Origin of the sequence: Isoptericola sp. NPDC019482 (assembly GCF_040632295.1) — a bacterium.
Classification (GTDB): domain Bacteria; phylum Actinomycetota; class Actinomycetes; order Actinomycetales; family Cellulomonadaceae; genus Isoptericola.
Map to the genome: position 1 here is coordinate 14,676 of NZ_JBEYBQ010000036.1, position 16,466 is coordinate 31,141.

Annotated in this window: 16 protein-coding genes; 4 read left to right on the forward strand and 12 right to left on the reverse strand. The window is 76.7% G+C overall.

All coding sequences use genetic code 11. From position 1 onward, the window contains the following. Positions 1-98: 98 nt before the first annotated feature. The 8 genes from ABZ493_RS18315 to hemE form a co-directional block, all read right to left on the reverse strand. Entirely contained in the window at positions 99-1,229 is a 1,131-nt protein-coding gene (locus ABZ493_RS18315) for a LacI family DNA-binding transcriptional regulator (protein WP_430583555.1), read from the reverse strand. Positions 1,230-1,572: 343 nt separating this feature from the next. After that, positions 1,573-2,088, reverse strand: a complete 516-nt coding sequence (locus tag ABZ493_RS18320; RefSeq protein WP_430583556.1) for a cysteine hydrolase family protein — start codon at positions 2,086-2,088, stop codon at positions 1,573-1,575. Positions 2,089-2,147: 59 nt separating this feature from the next. Further along, positions 2,148-3,482 carry a glutamate-1-semialdehyde 2,1-aminomutase gene (gene hemL / locus ABZ493_RS18325; protein WP_430583557.1) on the reverse strand — a complete coding sequence of 445 codons (1,335 nt, stop codon included), beginning with the start codon at positions 3,480-3,482 and terminating at the stop codon, positions 2,148-2,150. Positions 3,483-3,493: 11 nt separating this feature from the next. Next, entirely contained in the window at positions 3,494-4,459 is a 966-nt protein-coding gene (hemB, locus tag ABZ493_RS18330; protein ID WP_430583579.1) for a porphobilinogen synthase, read from the reverse strand. A gap of 56 nt (positions 4,460-4,515) precedes the next feature. Continuing rightward, the gene (locus ABZ493_RS18335) at positions 4,516-5,355 is read right to left on the reverse strand and encodes a uroporphyrinogen-III synthase (protein WP_430583558.1); all 840 of its coding nucleotides are present in this window, start codon (positions 5,353-5,355) and stop codon (positions 4,516-4,518) included. Next, positions 5,352-6,440, reverse strand: coding sequence for a hydroxymethylbilane synthase (gene hemC, locus ABZ493_RS18340; protein ID WP_430583559.1), 1,089 nt, complete (start codon positions 6,438-6,440; stop codon positions 5,352-5,354). The genes ABZ493_RS18335 and hemC overlap by 4 nt, the downstream gene beginning before the upstream one ends. A 238-nt stretch (positions 6,441-6,678) precedes the next feature. Further along, positions 6,679-8,217 (reverse strand): FAD-dependent oxidoreductase, encoded by a 1,539-nt coding sequence (locus tag ABZ493_RS18345; RefSeq protein WP_430583560.1) that lies wholly within the window; start codon positions 8,215-8,217, stop codon positions 6,679-6,681. Further along, a complete protein-coding gene (gene hemE / locus ABZ493_RS18350) occupies positions 8,214-9,362 on the reverse strand; it encodes a uroporphyrinogen decarboxylase (RefSeq protein WP_430583561.1) in 1,149 nt (382 codons plus the stop codon). The genes ABZ493_RS18345 and hemE overlap by 4 nt, the downstream gene beginning before the upstream one ends. 49 nt (positions 9,363-9,411) lie before the next feature. On the opposite strand from hemE, the gene ABZ493_RS18355 reads away from it, so the two are divergent. The 4 genes from ABZ493_RS18355 (at position 9,412) to ABZ493_RS18370 (ending at position 13,240) form a co-directional block, all read left to right on the forward strand. Further along, positions 9,412-10,818, forward strand: coding sequence for a glutamyl-tRNA reductase (locus ABZ493_RS18355; RefSeq protein ID WP_430583562.1), 1,407 nt, complete (start codon positions 9,412-9,414; stop codon positions 10,816-10,818). Between the two features lie 174 nt (positions 10,819-10,992). Then, positions 10,993-11,367 (forward strand): SHOCT domain-containing protein, encoded by a 375-nt coding sequence (locus tag ABZ493_RS18360; RefSeq protein WP_430583563.1) that lies wholly within the window; start codon positions 10,993-10,995, stop codon positions 11,365-11,367. A 108-nt stretch (positions 11,368-11,475) separates the two neighbouring features. Beyond that, the gene (locus tag ABZ493_RS18365) at positions 11,476-12,426 is read left to right on the forward strand and encodes a Ppx/GppA family phosphatase (RefSeq protein ID WP_430583564.1); all 951 of its coding nucleotides are present in this window, start codon (positions 11,476-11,478) and stop codon (positions 12,424-12,426) included. A 43-nt stretch (positions 12,427-12,469) separates the two neighbouring features. After that, on the forward strand, positions 12,470-13,240 hold the full coding sequence (locus tag ABZ493_RS18370; RefSeq protein WP_430583565.1) for an alpha/beta hydrolase: 771 nt from the start codon (positions 12,470-12,472) through the stop codon (positions 13,238-13,240). A gap of 70 nt (positions 13,241-13,310) precedes the next feature. Here the strand turns inward: ABZ493_RS18370 and ABZ493_RS18375 are convergent, their stop codons facing one another. The 4 genes from ABZ493_RS18375 to ABZ493_RS18390 all read right to left on the reverse strand — a co-directional run bounded on the left by ABZ493_RS18375 (position 13,311) and on the right by ABZ493_RS18390 (position 16,360). Beyond that, on the reverse strand, positions 13,311-13,598 hold the full coding sequence (locus ABZ493_RS18375) for a DUF6510 family protein (RefSeq protein ID WP_430583566.1): 288 nt from the start codon (positions 13,596-13,598) through the stop codon (positions 13,311-13,313). Then, on the reverse strand, positions 13,598-14,308 hold the full coding sequence (locus ABZ493_RS18380) for an FAD-binding oxidoreductase (RefSeq protein WP_430583567.1): 711 nt from the start codon (positions 14,306-14,308) through the stop codon (positions 13,598-13,600). Before ABZ493_RS18380 ends, ABZ493_RS18375 begins: the two co-directional genes overlap by 1 nt. Then, entirely contained in the window at positions 14,305-14,898 is a 594-nt protein-coding gene (locus ABZ493_RS18385; RefSeq protein WP_430583568.1) for a molybdopterin-dependent oxidoreductase, read from the reverse strand. The genes ABZ493_RS18380 and ABZ493_RS18385 overlap by 4 nt, the downstream gene beginning before the upstream one ends. Before the next feature lie 100 nt (positions 14,899-14,998). Next, positions 14,999-16,360, reverse strand: a complete 1,362-nt coding sequence (locus ABZ493_RS18390) for a CoA transferase (protein WP_430583569.1) — start codon at positions 16,358-16,360, stop codon at positions 14,999-15,001. Between the last annotated feature and the right edge of the window lie 106 nt (positions 16,361-16,466).

Sequence of the window (16,466 nt, forward strand, 5' to 3'; positions counted from 1 at the left end):
GTGCGACGTCCCGGCGAGTGTATGCGCATACATTTCGGAGCGGCAAACCGTGTGGCCATCGGCCCGGGCGTGGTCCGGGGCGCTCCCGGGCCACCGGGTCACGAGCAGCCGCAGCTCTCGCGCAGCAGCACGCGCACGGGCAGGTTCACCGTCGCCGCAGGTGCGGACGGGTCGGCGAGCCGCGAACGCAGCAGCTCCACCGCCGCGCGCCCCAGCTCGACCATCGGCTGGCACACCGTGGTGAGCCGGGGGATGGACGCCTGCGTGGCGTCGATGCCGTCGAACCCGGTGAGGACGACGTCGCCCGGCACGTCGACGCCGGCCTCGGTGAGCACGTCGAGGAAGCCGAGCGCCGTCTGGTCGTTCGAGCACACCAGGCCGCGGGGGAGCGCGTGGCCCGTCGCCCCCGTCCCCCGGCCGGTCACGTGGTCCTCGAGCATCCGGCGGGCGAGGTCGCGGGCGCCGGCCCGCGTGAAGTCGCTGCGCGCGGCCGGCTCGTCGGGCACCTCGAGCCCCGCCGCTCCCAGCGCGTCGCGGAACCCCAGGAAGCGCTCGTGGGCGTCCGGCGAGTCGAACGGGCCGCCCACGAACGCGAGGTCGCGCAGGCCGTGGTCGGCGATCAGGTGGTCCACCAGGGCACGGGTGCCGGCCCGGTTGTCCACCGAGATGTGGTCATAGGCGTCGTCCTGCGGCGGGCCGGCCATGACGACGACGGGGACGCGGCGGGCGATGTGCGCCAGCAGGTCGTCGGGCACCGACTTCGACAGCACCGCCAGCCCGTCGACGCGCCCGGCGAGCTCGTTGACCGCCTGCGCGCGGCGCAGCCCGCGCGCGACGCCGATCATCACCGCGTGGCCGGTGCGCCATGCCTCCAGCTCCGCGCCGCGCATCACCTCGCCGAGGTACAGGTTGCTCCAGCGAGCCGTGACCGGGCCGCCGACGTCGCGCACCACCTCGACGGACTCGCCCACGCGCACCGGGTCGGGCAGGTCGGCGGCCTCGTCGATGCCGTCGACGTCGGGGAAGCACAGGCCCAGCACGCCCGTGGAGCGCGCCGCGAGGCCGCGCGCCGCGCCGGAGGGCACGTAGCCCAGCTCGCGGATCGCCTCGTGCACCACCGTGCGGGTGCGCTCGCGCACGTCGTCGGGGCGCCGCAGCACCCGCGAGACCGTCGCGATCGAGACCCCTGCGCGCTGCGCGACGTCGTACACCGTGGGGGCCTTCGCCACCGCAACTCCTTGACCGCGTGCGTCGCCCGCACGGTCGTGCGAGCGGTCCCACGATAGTGAACGCGCATACATCTCTGCATCGCGGCTGGTCACCACCAGTTCCCTGTCGCCTTCGAGAACGGGACCCGTACCGCCATTCGACGATGTGGCGGTACAGATCCCGTTCTCGAAGGCGACCGAGAGGTCGGGCGATGGTGGGCACGGCGGCCGGCTCCGGGTCGTCGACGGGGTCGTCGACGGCGATGCGCAGCGCGGCGACGAGGTCGCGGTACAGCACGTCCGTGGCGCGCGGGCACCGCGAAGACACCGCCGCCCCCACGCGGCCCCTCGCCAGGCGGTCGCGTCAGGCCCGCAGGTCGACGCTGTCGTGCGGGGCCACGCCGTGCGAGCGGCCCGGGTAGCGCAGCCCGGAGAAGTACATGGTCGTGTGCGCCACGATGTGCTCGGCGGGCACCACGACGCCCTCCCACTCGGCGTCCGTCGTCGTGTGGGCGTCGCTGACGAGCGTGACGTCGAGACCGCGGGCCGCGGCGGCCTGCGTCGTCGTGCGGATGCAGTAGTCGGACTGCGCCCCGGCGACGACGAGGCGCGTCGCGGCGAGGTCGCGCAGCACGTCCGCCAGGTCCGTGCCCGCGAACGAGTCGCGGTACGCCTTGCGCACCAGGGGCTCGCCCGGGGCCCGCTCGAGGGGCGCCGCGAGCTCCCAGCCGGGGGAGCCCTCCGGCAGGTCGCCGTGGTCCTGGACCCAGACGACCGGCGTCCCCTCGCGGCGCGCCCGGTCCACGAGCGCCGCCGTGCGGCGCACCACGCCCTCGGCGTCGAGGCACTCCTCGAGCACGCCGACCTGCAGGTCGATCACCAGGAGGACGGTCCGGCCGGCCTGGGGTGTCCGAGGCGTCTCGGGGGTCGCCACCGGCGTCAGGCGGTCGCCGCGGCGGCGGCGCGGGCGCCGGCGGGCAGGGCGTCGAGGATGCGGTTTACCGCGTCGTCGTCGTGCGCGGCGGAGACGAACCACGCCTCGAAGACGGACGGCGGCAGGTTGACGCCGGCGTCGAGCAGCGCGTGGAACAGCGCGCGGTAGCGGTACGCCTCCTGCGCCTGGGCCTGCGCGTAGTCGCGCACGCCCTCGGCGGCGGCGAACGGGCCGAAGAACGTCGAGAACAGCGAGCCCGCGCGCTGCACGCGGTGCTCCACGCCCTCGGCGGAGAGGGCCTCGCCGAGCGCGGTGGCGATCGTGTCCGCGACGGCATCGACGCGGGCGTAGACGGCGTCGTCGGCGAGGCGCAGCGTGGTGAGGCCGGCCGCGACGGCCACGGGGTTCCCGGACAGCGTGCCCGCCTGGTAGACGGGGCCGGTCGGGGCGAGCTGGTCCATGATCGACGCCGGGCCGCCCAGGCCCGCCACGGGCATGCCGCCGCCCACGACCTTGCCGAAGGTGATCAGGTCGGGGGTGTACCCCTCGCCGCCCTCGCCCCGGATGCGCGCGTTCTCCAGCCCCCACCAGCCGGACGGGCCGACGCGGAAGCCGGTGAGCACCTCGTCCATGACGAACAGGGCGCCGTGCGCGCGCGTGATCCGGCGCAGGCCCTCGTTGAAGCCCTCGGCCGGGGGCACCACGCCCATGTTGGCGGGGCTCGCCTCGGTGATGACGGCGGCGATCCGCGAGCCGTGCTGCGCGAACGCGGCCTCGACGGCGGCGAGGTCGTTGTAGGGGAGCACCAGCGTCTCGGCCGCGGACGCCTCCGTGACCCCGGCGGTGCCCGGCATGGCGAGCGTCGCGACGCCCGACCCGGCCTCCGCCAGCAGCGCGTCGACGTGCCCGTGGTAGCAGCCGGCGAACTTCACGACGAGGGGCCGTCCGGTGACGCCACGCGCCAGGCGGACCGCCGTCATCGTCGCCTCGGTGCCCGTGGACACGAGGCGCACCCGCTCGGCGACGGGCACCCGGCGGCGGATCTCCTCCGCGAGCTCCACCTCGGCCACCGTGGGCGCGCCGAACGACAGGCCGCGCGCGGCGGCGTCCTGCACGGCCGCGACGACCTCGGGGTGCGCGTGCCCCAGCAGCGCCGGGCCCCACGAGCAGACCAGGTCGACGTACTCGCGCCCCGCGACGTCGGTGACGTACGGGCCGCGCGCGCTCGCGAGGAACCGCGGGTCGCCGCCCACCGAGCCGTACGCCCGGACGGGGGAGTTCACGCCCCCGGGGATGGCGGCCTGGGCGCGCAGGAACGCGGCGTGATTGTCGGTCGTCATGCTCGGTACGGTCACTTGATCCACTCCGCGATCTCGTTGGCCCAGTAGGTGAGGACGACGTCGGCGCCGGCGCGCTTGATGGCGGTCACCGACTCGAGCACGGCGCCCTTGCGGTCGATCCAGCCGTTCGCGGCGGCCGCCTCGATCATGGCGTACTCGCCGCTGACCTGGTACGCCGCGACGGGCACGTCGGACCGGTCCGCGACGCCGCGCAGCACGTCGAGGGACGTGCCGGCCGGCTTCACCATGACCATGTCCGCGCCCTCGGCGAGGTCGAGGTCCGCCTCGCGCAGGCCCTCGCGGGCGTTGGCGGCGTCCATCTGGTACGTGCGGCGGTCGCCCTGCAGGGCGCTGTCGACGGCCTCGCGGAACGGGCCGTAGAAGGCGCTCGCGTACTTGGCGCTGTAGGCGAGGATGCTCACCTGCTCGAAGCCCGCGTCGTCGAGCGCGTCGCGGATGACGGCCACCTGGCCGTCCATCATCCCGGACGGCGCCACGACCTCCGCGCCCGCCCGCGCCTGCGCGACGGCCATCGCCGCGTACCGGTCGAGTGTCGCGTCGTTGTCCACCGTGCCGTCGGCGGCGAGCACGCCGCAGTGGCCGTGGTCCGTGAACTCGTCCAGGCAGGTGTCGGCCATGACGACGGGGCCCGGGCGCCCGGACGAGCCTGCTGAAACCTCCGACTCGACCGCCGCGACGGCCTCGCGCGCGATCCGGATGCCGCGCTGCAGGACGCCGTCGGGGTCGTCGCCGGCGGTGCCGGTCGCGTCGCGCTCGGCGGGGATCCCGAACAGCATGACGCCGCCCAGGCCCGCGCGCGCCGCGTCGGCGACGGCGTCGCGCAGCGTGGCCTCGGTGTGCTGCACCTGGCCGGGCATCGAGGTGATCGGTGCGGGCTCCGCCAGGCCCTCCTTGACGAACAGCGGCAGGACGAGGTCCGCCGCGTGCAGGCGCGTCTCGGCGGCCAGCCGCCGCATGCGGGGGGTGGCGCGCAGGCGGCGCGGTCGGTACACGATGCCGGTGCCCGAGGTGCTCACGGGTGCTCCTTCGCTGAGGTTTCAGGCGCACGGTTCGCTCCCGTGGGCCGGGTTTCTGCCAGCGCCTGCTCGACGGCGGCGGCGAGCGCGTCGTCGGTGGGGCGCGCCGCGACGGCGGCGACGCGCAGCCCGGCCTCGCGGGCGGCGTCGGCCGACGGCCCGCCGATGGCGACGACCGGGGTGGCCGTGCCCGTCTGGGCGGCGATCTCGCGCGCCACCGAGCCGGACGAGACGATGACGACGTCGAAGCCGCCGGCACGGGCGCGCTTCGCGACCTCCGCGGGCAGCGCGTGGCGCACCGTCCGGTAGGCCGTCACGACGTGCGGCGCCCAGCCGCGGTCGGCCAGCCCGTCGTCGAGGGTCGGTCGGGCGAGGTCGCCGAGCGGCAGCAGCACGGCCGGCGTCTCCGGGTCGGTGGCGGCCGGGTCGGGGAACGCCGCGACCAGCCCGGCGGCGGTGGCGTCGTCGTCCGGCACGAGGTCGGACGTGACGCCGGCCGCGGCGAGCGCGCGGGTCGTCGCGGGGCCGACGGCGGCCCAGCGCGCGCGGGCCTCCGCGAGGCTGGTGCCGGTCCGGGCGGCGGCGTCGGCGAGCGCGTCGACGGCGTTGACGCTGGTCACGGCGACCCAGACGAAGGCACCGCGTGCCAGGCCGCGGACGGCGTCGTCGAGCGGCGCGAGGTCGTCCGCCGGGGCACGCTCGATCACGGGCGCGACGACGACGTCCAGCCCGTGGTCGCGCAGCCGCGCGGCGAGCCCGGCGCCGCGGCCGGGTGCCCGCGCCACCAGCACGGACCCGGCCCGGCCCGTGCCCTCGCGGGCGGCGTCCTCGGTCACGCGCCCTCCGGGTCGTCGGTGCCGGTGGGCGTGTGCAGGGGCTCGACGTCGGGCCGCGGCGTGACGTCGTCCGCCTCGCCCGTGCGGGGCTCGCCGCTGCCGCCCACCAGTGGCGCGAGGCGGGCCGCGCCGTCGGCGAGCAGCGCCTCGGCCACGCGGAAGCCCAGGGCGGTCGCGGCGTCGTCCTGCGCCGCATGGTCCAGGGGGGCGTCGTTCGCCGCGAGCGCGGCGGACGCGCTGTGCGTGAGCTGCTCCGTCCCGTCGACGCGGGCGACCACCGCGGTGAGCTGCAGCTCGCCCGCCTCGACGCGGGCGTGCGCGCCGACCGGCGCCGCGCAGCCGGCCTCGAGCCGCGCGAGCACCGCGCGCTCGGCCAGCACCGAGAGCCGCGTGGGGCGGTGGTCGAGGGCGGCGAACGCGTCCGCCAGCGGGGTGCCGGGAACGACGTCGGCGGTGCGGGCCTCGACGGCGAGCGCGCCCTGCCCGGGGGCGGGGGCGACGACGGCCGGGTCGAGTGCCTGCGTGACCACCTCGGTGCGGCCCAGCCGGGTCAGGCCGGCGAGCGCGAGCACGACGGCGTCGAGGTCGGCGTCCGGGCCGAGCGCGCGGGCCAGCCGGGTCTCGACGTTGCCGCGGATGTCCACCAGCTCGACGTCGGGGCGCGCGGCCTGCACCTGCGCCGCCCGGCGCGGGGAGCCCGTGCCGACGCGGGCGCCGCGCGGCAGTGTGTCGAGGGTCAGGCCGTCGCGGGCGCACAGCGCGTCGCGCGGGTCCTCCCGCTCGGGGGTGACGATCGTGAGCTTGGCGGGCTGCGCCGTCGGCAGGTCCTTGAGCGAGTGCACGGCGACGTCGCAGCGCCCGTCGAGCAGCGCCTCCCGCAGCGCCGTGACGAACACGCCGGTGCCGCCCAGCGACGCGAGCGAGCCGGTCTTCACGTCGCCCTCGGTACGGATGCGCACCAGCTCGACCGGCCGGCCCAGCAGCTCCTCCAGCCGGCGCGCGACCAGGCCGGACTGCGTCGTCGCGAGGGCGCTGCCGCGGGTGCCGAGGCGCAGCGGGGCGGGGGCGGTCTCGGGGGTGCTCACCGGTCCAGTGTCGCGCAGGGGCACCGCCTGTGGACAACTTCCGGCGGGCCGGAGGCCGATCTCACACCGTTCACCCCGACGTCGTGACGCCAGGTCATGACGATGCGTCGACACCACGCCGCAAGTTGTCAGAGCCAGGTCGGGGTATGGCCCGACCTGGCTCTGACAACTCCAGGTGCCGGAGACCTGTCAGAGCCACAGCCGGGTATACCCCTACCTGGCTCTGACAGGTCGCGGGTCAGAGTGCGGCGACGGCGGCCTGCGCGTGCGCGACGATCGCCGCGAGGCCGGTGCCCGCCACCCAGCCACCGGTCACGGCCAGCCCCGGCGTGTGCCCGACGGCGGCGCTGAACGCGGCGACCTGCGCGCGGTAGGCGGGGGTCGGCGGGGGCAGCGAGCCGTCCCAGCGCTGCAGCAGGTGGTCGCGGACGCGGTCGGTGAGGTCGACGCCGAGCAGCGCGGACGCGTCGCGGGCGGCCTCCTCGGCGGACGGCGGCTCCGTCGTCGTGCCGATCCGGCCGTACGACAGCCGCACCACGTGCACCCCCGGCCCGGCGGCCCGCCGCACCCGGTCGGCCAGCCACGGCCACTTCGCCGTCGCGTGCGTCAGCGCCTTGGCGCGCACCCCGGCCGCGCCCTTGCTGTCCCCCGCGACTCCCGCGTCCGCCGCGCTCTCGGCGTCGGGCGCGACGAGCATCCCGGAGCCGCGGGGGGCGTCGTCGAGCTCGGGCGCGTCGAGCAGGAGCGTCGCGAGCCAGATGTCGGCGCCCGCCTCCGGTGTCGGCACGGGCACCGTGCCCGGCTCGGCCTCGCCCGGCGCCGTGACCCATGGCGCCAGCAGCGGCGCGACGTGCGGCGTCGTCACGACCAGCCGCGGCGCGCGCACGGTGTCGCCGACGGTCGTGGTGACCTGCCAGTCCGCGCCGACCCGCTGCACGCCGTCGACCTGCTGCCCCACGCGCACGGCGGCGTGGATGGGGCCGGTCGCGTCGGTGCGCGGCGAGTCGGCGAACTCCTCGGCGCTCGCGGCGATCTCGCCGGTGAGCGCCTCGACGACGGCGTGGATGCCGCCGTCGATCCCGCGCACGGCGGACCCGGCCGGGGCGGCCGCCCGCAGCTCGGCGACGGCCCGCGACAGCGACGCCGTGCGGGCGAACGCGTCGAGCAGCCCGGGCGCGACGGCGGCGACGTCGAGGCGGTCGAGCGGCGCGGAGTGCACCCCGGTGGCGACGGGCGCGACGAGCCGGTCGGCCACGCGGCGCCCCAGCCGGGAGCGCACCAGCGTGCCCAGGTCGGTGGTGTCCGCGACGAACCGCGGAAGCACGCGGTCCAGGGCCGCTCGGGCGACGCCGAGCCAGCCGATCGCGCGCCGCACGTCGGCCGCCCACGGGACCGACGGGATGCCGAGCACGCCCGCCTTCGGCAGCGGGAAGGCGCGCCCCGCCGCGTACCCCCAGGCGGACAGGGCCGCCGGGCTCACGACGTCCAGCCCGAGCTCCTCCGCCAGGTCCGTGACCGTGGTGCCGCGCGCGGCGAACGACTCGGCGCCGAGGTCGAGCCGCACGGGCGGCGAGCCGAACGCGCCGCCGCGCACGGGGCCGCCCACGCGGTCGGACGCCTCGAGCAGCACCACCTGGAGGCCGCGGCGGGTCAGCGTGCGGGCCGCGACGAGCCCGCCGATCCCGCCGCCGACGACGACCGCGTCGACGTGCTCCGGCGGCCGGGCGGGCCGGCCGGAGGCCGCGTCGGGGGCGCCCAGCGGCGGGAGGGGCGTCACAGCGAGTGCACCAGCTCGACGACGCGCGTGAGCACGGTCGGGTCGGTGTCCGGCGGCACGCCGTGGCCCAGGTTGACCACGTGCCCGGGGGCGCCGGTGCCGCGGGCGACGACGTCGCGCACGTGCGCCTCGAGCACGGGCCACGGGGCGCCCAGCAGGGCGGGGTCGATGTTGCCCTGCACGGGCACGGCGCCGCGCGGGTGATCGGCGAGCAGGGCGGCGGCCTCGTCGAGGGGGGTGCGGTAGTCGACGCCGACGGCGGGGTGCGCGACGCCGGCGGCGTCCAGCACGTCGCGCAGCGCGGGCAGCAGGTGCCCGGTGCCGGTGCCGAAGTGGATGGCGGGCAGGCCGCCGTCGGGGCCGCGCAGATCGGCGACGTGCGCCAGCGCGGCGGTCGACGACGGCGCCACGTGCGCGGTGTAGTCGGCCAGGGACAGGGAGCCCGCCCAGGAGTCGAAGAGCTGCACGGCGGACGCGCCGGCGAGCACCTGCGTGCGCAGGAAGCGGCCGGTGAGCTCGGCCGTCCAGGCGGTGAGCCGTGCCCACGTCTCGGGGTCGGCGTGCATGAGGGTGCGCGCGGCGAGGTGGTCGCGCGACGGGCGGCCCTCGACCAGGTAGGCCGCGAGCGTGAACGGCGCGCCGCCGAAGCCGAGCAGCGGCACGTCGCCCAGCTCGGCCACCGTCAGCCGCACGGCCTCCGCGATCGGCGCGAGCGCGCCGTCGTCGAGCGTCCGCGAGGTGAGCCGCGCGACGTCCTCGGCCGTGCGGTACGGCTGGTCCATCACGGGGCCGACGCCGGGCTTGATGTCGACGTCCACGCCCGCGAGCCGCAGCGGCACGACGATGTCGCTGAAGAAGACGGCGGCGTCCACATGGTGACGGCGCACGGGCTGGAGGGTGATTTCCGCGGCGAGCGGTGGCCGGAGGCAGGAGTCGAGCATCCCTACCCCCTGACGGACCTCGCGGTACTCGGGCAGCGACCTGCCGGCCTGCCGCATGAACCACACGGGGGTCACGTCCGGACGGTCGCCCCGCAGGGCACGCACCAGCGGGGCACGCGTCGTCCGGCCGTCGACCAACGGGTGGTCGGCGGGCAGCTGGGTGGGCTCGGACGGCGTCTCGGCCGGGATCGTGGGGGGTGTCACGGTTCACGATTCTGCCCCGGTTGTTCGGCCCTCTTAAAGTGGAGCCACTGTGGTACTCCTCTCCCTGACCGCCTCGCACCGCGAGCTGGACCTGGACGCCCTCGAGCGGCTGTCCACCGGGTCCGGCTCCGTCGGGCGTGTCGCCGTGGGGTCGTGCGGGCCCGTGCAGGGCTCCGTGGTGATCTCCACGTGCAACCGTTTCGAGCTCTACCTGGACGTGGACGCGCCCCTGCACGGCGACGCCGTCCGGCACACCACGCGCCACGTCGCCGCCCTGGTCGCCGCGAGCTCCGGGGTGTCCGAGGACGTCGCGGCCGACTCGTTCACGGTCCGCACCGGGCCGGAGGTCACCTCGCACCTGTTCACGGTGGCGGCGGGCCTGGACTCGATGGTCGTGGGGGAGCGGGAGATCGCCGGGCAGGTGAAGCGCGCCCTCTCCGAGGCCCGCGCGGACGGCACCACGTCGAAGACCCTCGAGCTGCTGTTCCAGACGGCGTCGCGCACCTCGAAGCGTGTCGGCACGCACACGGAGCTCGGCGGTGCCGGGCGGTCCGTCGTGTCGCTCGGGCTGGACCTCGCGGGTCGTGACCTGCTGCGCGGCCGTGCCGAGCGGGACGGGTCGTGGCGGGGTGTGCGCGCGGTGCTGATCGGCACGGGCTCCTACGCGGGGGCGTCGGTGGCGGCGCTGCGCGCCCGCGGCTGCGACGACGTGCGGGTGTACTCGCGCTCCGGCCGCGCGGAGGTCTTCGCGGAGGGTCACGACGTCGAGGCGGCACCGGACCTCGTCGAGGCGCTGGCCGACGCCGACCTCGTCGTGTCGTGCTCGGGCGCGCGCGGCCGGCGGCCCGCCGGCGCCGTCGCGGACGGGCGGGCCGAGGCGTCCCTGGAGTACGTGCTCGACGCCGCCGCGGTGGTGCGCTCGCGCGAGCGGGCCGCGGCCGCCGCCGGCGACGAGCCGGAGCCGCGCCCCCTCGTCATCCTCGACCTGGCGCTGCACCGCGACGTCGACCCCCGCGTGGCCGACGTCGAGGGCGTGCTGCTGTACGACCTGGGCACGCTCAAGGCGCACGCCCCGGCCACGGCCGCGGACGTCGTCGACCGGGCCCGGCGGATCGTGGACGACGCGGCCTCGGGCTTCGAGGAGACCCGCCTGGGCCGCGCCGCGGACGCCGCGGTCGTGGCGCTGTTCGACGCGGCCGAGGTCGAGGTCCGCCGGGAGATCGACGCGGCGGTCGACCGCCTCACCACGGAGCTGGCGGCCCGTGGCGAGACCGCCGACGAGGCCGACGTCGACGCCATCGCGCGCGACGTCCGCAAGCGCGTGCACGCCTCCCTGCACGGGGAGATCCAGGCCGTGCGCGCCGACGCGCTGGCCCGGGCTCGGGCCGAGGAGGCCGCCGTCGTCGCGGGCGCCGAGGAGCTCGTCGAGGACGCCGAGCGCGCCGACCGCCGCTGACCGTCCCGCCTGTCGCGAACCTCCCGCAGAGCCCGGTTCGCCGGGTCGAGGCCCAGATCACCCCGTTTCGACGCGCGCGTCCGGCATGTCGCCACTAGCGTTCCCAGCGCGGGCACACGGGTCCGCCACCGGTCGACCTGTCGATGGTTGGGACCGCTCGAAAGGACACGCGCGATGGAAACCTTCTGGGACTTCTTCTGGTACCTCGTCTGGATCTTCCTGTTCATCGCCTACCTGATGGTGCTGTTCCAGATCCTCACCGACCTCTTCCGTGACCGGGACCTGTCGGGCTGGTGGAAGGCGGTGTGGGTGATCCTCCTGATCTTCATCCCGCTGCTGTCCGCCCTCGTCTACCTCATCGCCCGCGGGCGGGGGATGTCGGAGCGTCAGCTCGCGGCGGTGAAGGAGGCCAAGGCCGGCACCGACGCGTACATCCGGGAGGTCGCGGGCAGCCCGGCCGACCACATCGCCCAGGCGAAGAAGCTGCTCGACGAGGGCACCATCACGCCGGAGGAGTACGCGCAGCTCAAGGCGAAGGCGCTCTCCTGACGATCCCCAGCTGACCGGCTCACGACGCCCGGCCCCGCCCCGCGGGACCGGGCGTCGTCGTGCGCGGGGCGGGCACGGCGTCCGACGCCGCCGCTACGCTCGGCTGCCATGAGCAGCGCAGCCCGGGCCTCCGCGCCCCGCCTCGGCGTGATCGACATCGGCTCCAACACGGTGCACCTGCTCGTGCTGGACGCGCGGTACGGCGTGCGGCCCGTGCCGCACGCGGAGCGCAAGATCACGGTGCGCCTCATGCGGTATCTCGACGCCGACGGCGCGGTCACGGCCGAGGGGCGGCGCACGATCCTGGCCGCCGTCGACGACGTCATGGAGCTCGCCCGCGAGTCCGCGGTCGACGAGCTGCTGCCGATGGCGACGTCCGCGTTGCGGGACGCCGCGAACGGCGCCGCGGTGCTCGCGGAGATCGCCGGGCGCGTGGGCCGCGAGGTGGTCGTGCTGTCGGGCGAGGACGAGGCCCGGCTGACGTTCCTCGCCGCCCGCCGCTGGCACGGGTGGGCGGCCGGCCGGCTCCTGGTGCTCGACATCGGCGGCGGCTCGCTGGAGATCGCCTCCGGCGTGGACGAGGAGCCGGACCTCGCCGCGTCCGTGCCGCTCGGCGCCGGCCGGACCACGCGTGAGTACCTGCCCGACGACCCGCCCCCGCCCGACCAGGTCCAGGCGCTGCGCGTGCACGCCCGCGCGCTGCTGGCGCCCGTCGTCGACCGGCTGGCGACGGTGCCCGCGCCCGACCACGTCGTCGCGACGTCGAAGACGTTCCGCTCGCTCGCGCGGCTGGCCGGCATGCAGGTGGAGGCCGTCGGCCCGGACGACCGCTGGCGGCTGCGCCTGCCCCAGCTCGCGGACTGGGTGCCGCGGCTGGCCCGCCTCACCGCCGAGGGCCGTACCGCGCTGCCCGGCGTGACGCCGGAGCGCACGTACCAGATCGTCGGCGGGGCGGTCGTGGCGGAGGAGACCATGCGCGCGCTCGGCGTCGACGAGGTCGAGATCTGCCCGTGGGCGCTGCGCGAGGGCGCCGTGCTGCAGTGGCTCGACCACCTGTGAGGCGGGGGTTCCTGTGCTGAGGACCGTGGTCCGCCGTGGGCCGGTGGACCTCTCCGTCGCGGACACGGGCGGCGACGGTCCGCCGGTGCTCCTCCTGCACGGTCTGGCGGGCAGCTCTCGCGAGCTCATGGCGACCGCGCGCGGTCTCGCGGACGCGTCTCGGGTGCTGCTGCTCGACCAGCGCGGCCACGGCGCCAGCACGCGCCGTCCGGCCGACCTCTCTCGCCAGGCCTTCGTCGACGACGTGATCGCGGTGGTCGAGTGCCTCGCGCCGGGGCGGTCGGTCGCCCTGGTGGGCCAGTCGATGGGGGCGCACACCGCGTTCCTGGTCGCCGAGGCCAGGCCTGATCTGGTCGACCGGCTCGTGATGCTCGAGGGGCACGCCGGCGCGGGCGAGGGCCCGGAGGCGGCCGCGGCGCTGGGCGCGTACTTCGCGTCCTGGCCCGTCCCCTTCGCCGACGAGCAGCGCGCCCGCGCGTTCCTCGGGGAGTCCCCGCTGACGTCCGCGTGGATCGCCGACCTCGAGCGGACCCCGGACGGGTTGCGGCCGCGCTTCGACGCGGACGTCATGCGCCGGACGCTCGAGGCGGTCCACGAACCCCGCTGGGCGGAGTGGGAGCGCCTGTCCGTCCCGACCCTCGCAGTCTTCGCCGAGCACGGGATGTTCACGTCGGAGCAGCAGGACGAGCTGCTCGCACGCCGGCCGAGCACCCGACGCGCGGACCTCGCCGACGCGAGCCACGACGCCCACCTCGACGGGTTCGACGCCTGGGTCGCGACACTCCGGGAGTTCCTCGGCGCCGGGACCCGATGAGAGCGGCAGTTCGTGCTCGGGTCGGCAGTTCGAACTGCCGCCCTGAGCGCGAACTGCCGTTCCGACGGGATCAGCGGGGCGGTGCCTGCACCCAGGCCGCGCCGGACGCGGACACGCGGACCCCGTCGGGTCGTTCGACGACGACGAGCAGGACGGCGGCGCAGGTCGCGCAGCGCACGACGCCGCCCATGGCGGACAGGTGCACGGTGGTGCGGGCGAGGACGTCGGTGTGCCCGCAGCTGGAGCAGCGCACGACGGCGCGCGTCGTCTCGAAGGCGTAGACCTCGCTCAGCGTGCCGGCCAGGGCCGACCCGTCGAGGGCGGTCCGGTCGGCTGCGGGTGCGGCGGGGGACGACATCAGGCACCTCCGAAACGCTCGGTGCGGACGCGGTCGGGCGGGTGCCCGAGGGCGGTGAGCAGGCCGGCCGCCGCCTCCACGAAGCCGGTGGGGCCGCAGACGAAGACGTCCGTGCCGTCGTCCGGGCCGAACCCGGGGGCGGCGAGGTCGTCGGTCGTGATCCGGCGCGGCGGCGTCGGCCACCCGGGCGGGGCCTCGCGCGTGAAGACCCAGCGCACGTCGAACCCGCGGTCGGGGGTGTCGACCTCCCCGCGCTCGATGGCGTCGGCGGGCGCGCGCACGGAGCACACGAGGCGGAACGGCGCCCGGCGCCCGGTGCTGCGGCGGGCGCGCAGCATCGCGAGGAACGGCACGACGCCGGAGCCGCCGGCCACGAGCAGCACCGGGGCGGTGTCGGCGTCGTGCCAGACGAAGTACCCGCCGAGCGGGCCGCGCACCTCGAGCTGGTCGCCCGGCCGGGCGTCGCGGACCAGGTAGGGCGACACCTCGCCGTCGGGCACCTCGTCCACGACGAGGTCGACCCGCTCGTCGTGCCCCGTCTCGGCGAGCGAGTAGGCGCGGGTGGCCTGGTAGCCGTCGGGGGCGGTGAGCCGCACGTCGACGTGCTGGCCGGGCAGCGCGCCGACGAACCCGGGCACCGCCAGGGTCAGGGCGCGGGCGGTGCCCGTCAGGGGCCGCGCCCCGACGACCGTCGCGACGTGCCAGCTCACGCGTACCGCTGCTCGAGCCAGGGGTCGCCGTAGGCGTGGTACCCGTTCTGCTCCCAGAAGCCCAGGTCGTCGTCGTCCATGAGGTCGAGGCCGCGCAGCCACTTGGCGCTCTTCCAGAAGTACAGGTGCGGCACCAGCAGCCGGGCCGGCCCGCCGTGCACCGGCTCCAGCGGCTCGCCCTCGAACTCGTACGCCACCCACGCCTGCCCGTCGAGCAGGTCCTGCAGCGGCAGGTTCGTGGTGTAGCCGCCGTACGAGCGCGCCATGACGAACTCCGCGCTCGTCTCGACGTCGGCCAGCAGCGTGTCCAGGGAGACGCCGCGCCACGTCGTGCCGAGCTTGGTCCAGTGCGTGACGCAGTGGATGTCCGTGACGACGTCCTCGGCGGGCAGCGCCAGGAGCTGCTCCCACGTCCACGACGTGCCCTCGCCCGTCTCCGTGCGGACGGTGAGCTCCCAGCGGGACTCGTCGACGTCCGGGGTCGGCCCCGCCGACAGCACGGGGAAGTCGTCCGTGACGAACTGCCCCGGCGGGATCTCGTGCTCCGGCTCGGGGCGCCGGCCCCCGAACCCCCGCGTCACGACCGCCATCGCCGACCCCTCTCGTCGCCGCCCGGGCGGTGCGCGCCGGGTCAGGTCCGATCAGACCAGAGCCCTGCGCCCCTCGCACTTCCCGGGGCGGGGATCACCCTCACGACGGCGGCGCTTCCTGCCACGCGGCGTGGTCCGTGCCCCAGGGGTGGGCGGGCGCCGGGTGGTCGTCGTGGCCGGGCAGCGCGGGGCGCGCGGTCGTGACGCGCGGACGGTGGCCGTGGCTCACGACCGCCTCCGGGCCGGGCGCGGCGGCCGGCGGGTGTCCGGGATCCCGGGCGCCGGCGTCGAGCAGCCAGGCGGCGGTGCGCGCGAGCGACGCCGCGACGTCGCGCCCGCGGCCGTCGTCGCGGGCGGCGAGCGCGTCCACGACGCCGGCGGCGAGCAGGTAGCCCGTCGCGTGGTCGAGCGCCTGCGCGGGCAGCGCGCCGGGCGCCTCGCCGTCCGGCGACTCGAGCAGCGCGACGCCCGACGCCGCCTGCACGATCGAGTCGAAGCCGCGGCGGTGCGCCCACGGCCCGTCGTCGCCCCAGGCGGACACGTGCGCGACGACGGCGCCCGGCGGTGGGCGCAGCCCGAACCGGTCGAGCGCGCCGGGGCGGTAGCCGGTGACCAGCACGTCGGCGTCGTCCAGGAGCGCCTGCGCGCGGTCGCGGTCGCCGGCGTCGTGCAGGTCGAGCAGGGAGGTGCGCTTGCCCTGCCCGACGTCGAGGTGCTGGTGTCGGATCTCCGCGGGCACGGGCGGGTCGACACGCAGCACGTCGGCGCCGAGGGCGCCCAGCGCCCGGGTGGCGACGGGGCCGGCGATCACGCGGGTGAGGTCGAGCACGCGCAGCCCCGCGAGGGGTGCGGCCCCGCCGGGGAGCTCCGCCGGTCGCGCGACGACGTCGTCGCGCACCCCGGACCGCACCAGGGGGCCTCGCCACGCAGCCCGGCCGGGCACGGACGTGCGCCACTCCGCCTCGGCGCGCACGCGGACGACGATCGCGCCCGCGGCGGCGGCATCGTCCTCCAGCGTGGCCGCCGAGACGGCAGCGAGCCGGTCGGCGAGGCCGTCGCGGTCGGCGCCGTCGGGCAGGCCGAGGAGGTGCAGCAGGCGGGCCCGGTGGTGCGGGTAGTTGGCGTGCGTCCGCACCCAGCCGTCGCGGGTGCGGAAGAAGCCGGACAGCGGCGCGAACCCCGGGACCGGCCGCCCGTCGAGCCGCAGCAGCCGGTCGGAGCCGAACGACGCCGCGACCCGCGCCGGCGACGGCCCGCGCTCCACCAGGGGGCCCGTCGCGCCCGACCGACGGGCGGCAGAGGCGAGGGCCGCGACCGACCCCAGCGCCAGGTCCAGCACCGGCAGCGTGGCGGCGAGCCAGGCGTCCGGTGCGCCGTCGAGCGGCGGGACGTCGTCGTCGGGCTGGGCGCCGTCGCCGAGGCCCGTCCGGTAGTCCGCCACGAGGCGGCGCCACGGCTCCATCCCGTCACCGTACCCACGCCCGCCGGGGGATGGGCCCGGCAAGGTGGTACCGGACCTCCCTGGGCACCACCACCACCTCGGCAGGACCGGCACGACTCGGGCGGGA

Bases quoted from the DNA above. Each gene is read 5' to 3' on its own strand.
- hemL (WP_430583557.1), bottom strand. From the start codon at position 3,482: ATGACGACCGACAATCACGCCGCGTTCCTGCGCGCCCAGGCCGCCATC.
- hemB (WP_430583579.1), bottom strand. From the start codon at position 4,459: ATGCGGCGGCTGGCCGCCGAGACGCGCCTGCACGCGGCGGACCTCGTC.
- ABZ493_RS18360 (WP_430583563.1), top strand. From the start codon at position 10,993: ATGGAAACCTTCTGGGACTTCTTCTGGTACCTCGTCTGGATCTTCCTG.
- ABZ493_RS18365 (WP_430583564.1), top strand. From the start codon at position 11,476: ATGAGCAGCGCAGCCCGGGCCTCCGCGCCCCGCCTCGGCGTGATCGAC.
- ABZ493_RS18375 (WP_430583566.1), bottom strand. From the start codon at position 13,598: ATGTCGTCCCCCGCCGCACCCGCAGCCGACCGGACCGCCCTCGACGGG.
- ABZ493_RS18385 (WP_430583568.1), bottom strand. From the start codon at position 14,898: ATGGCGGTCGTGACGCGGGGGTTCGGGGGCCGGCGCCCCGAGCCGGAG.
- ABZ493_RS18390 (WP_430583569.1), bottom strand. From the start codon at position 16,360: ATGGAGCCGTGGCGCCGCCTCGTGGCGGACTACCGGACGGGCCTCGGC.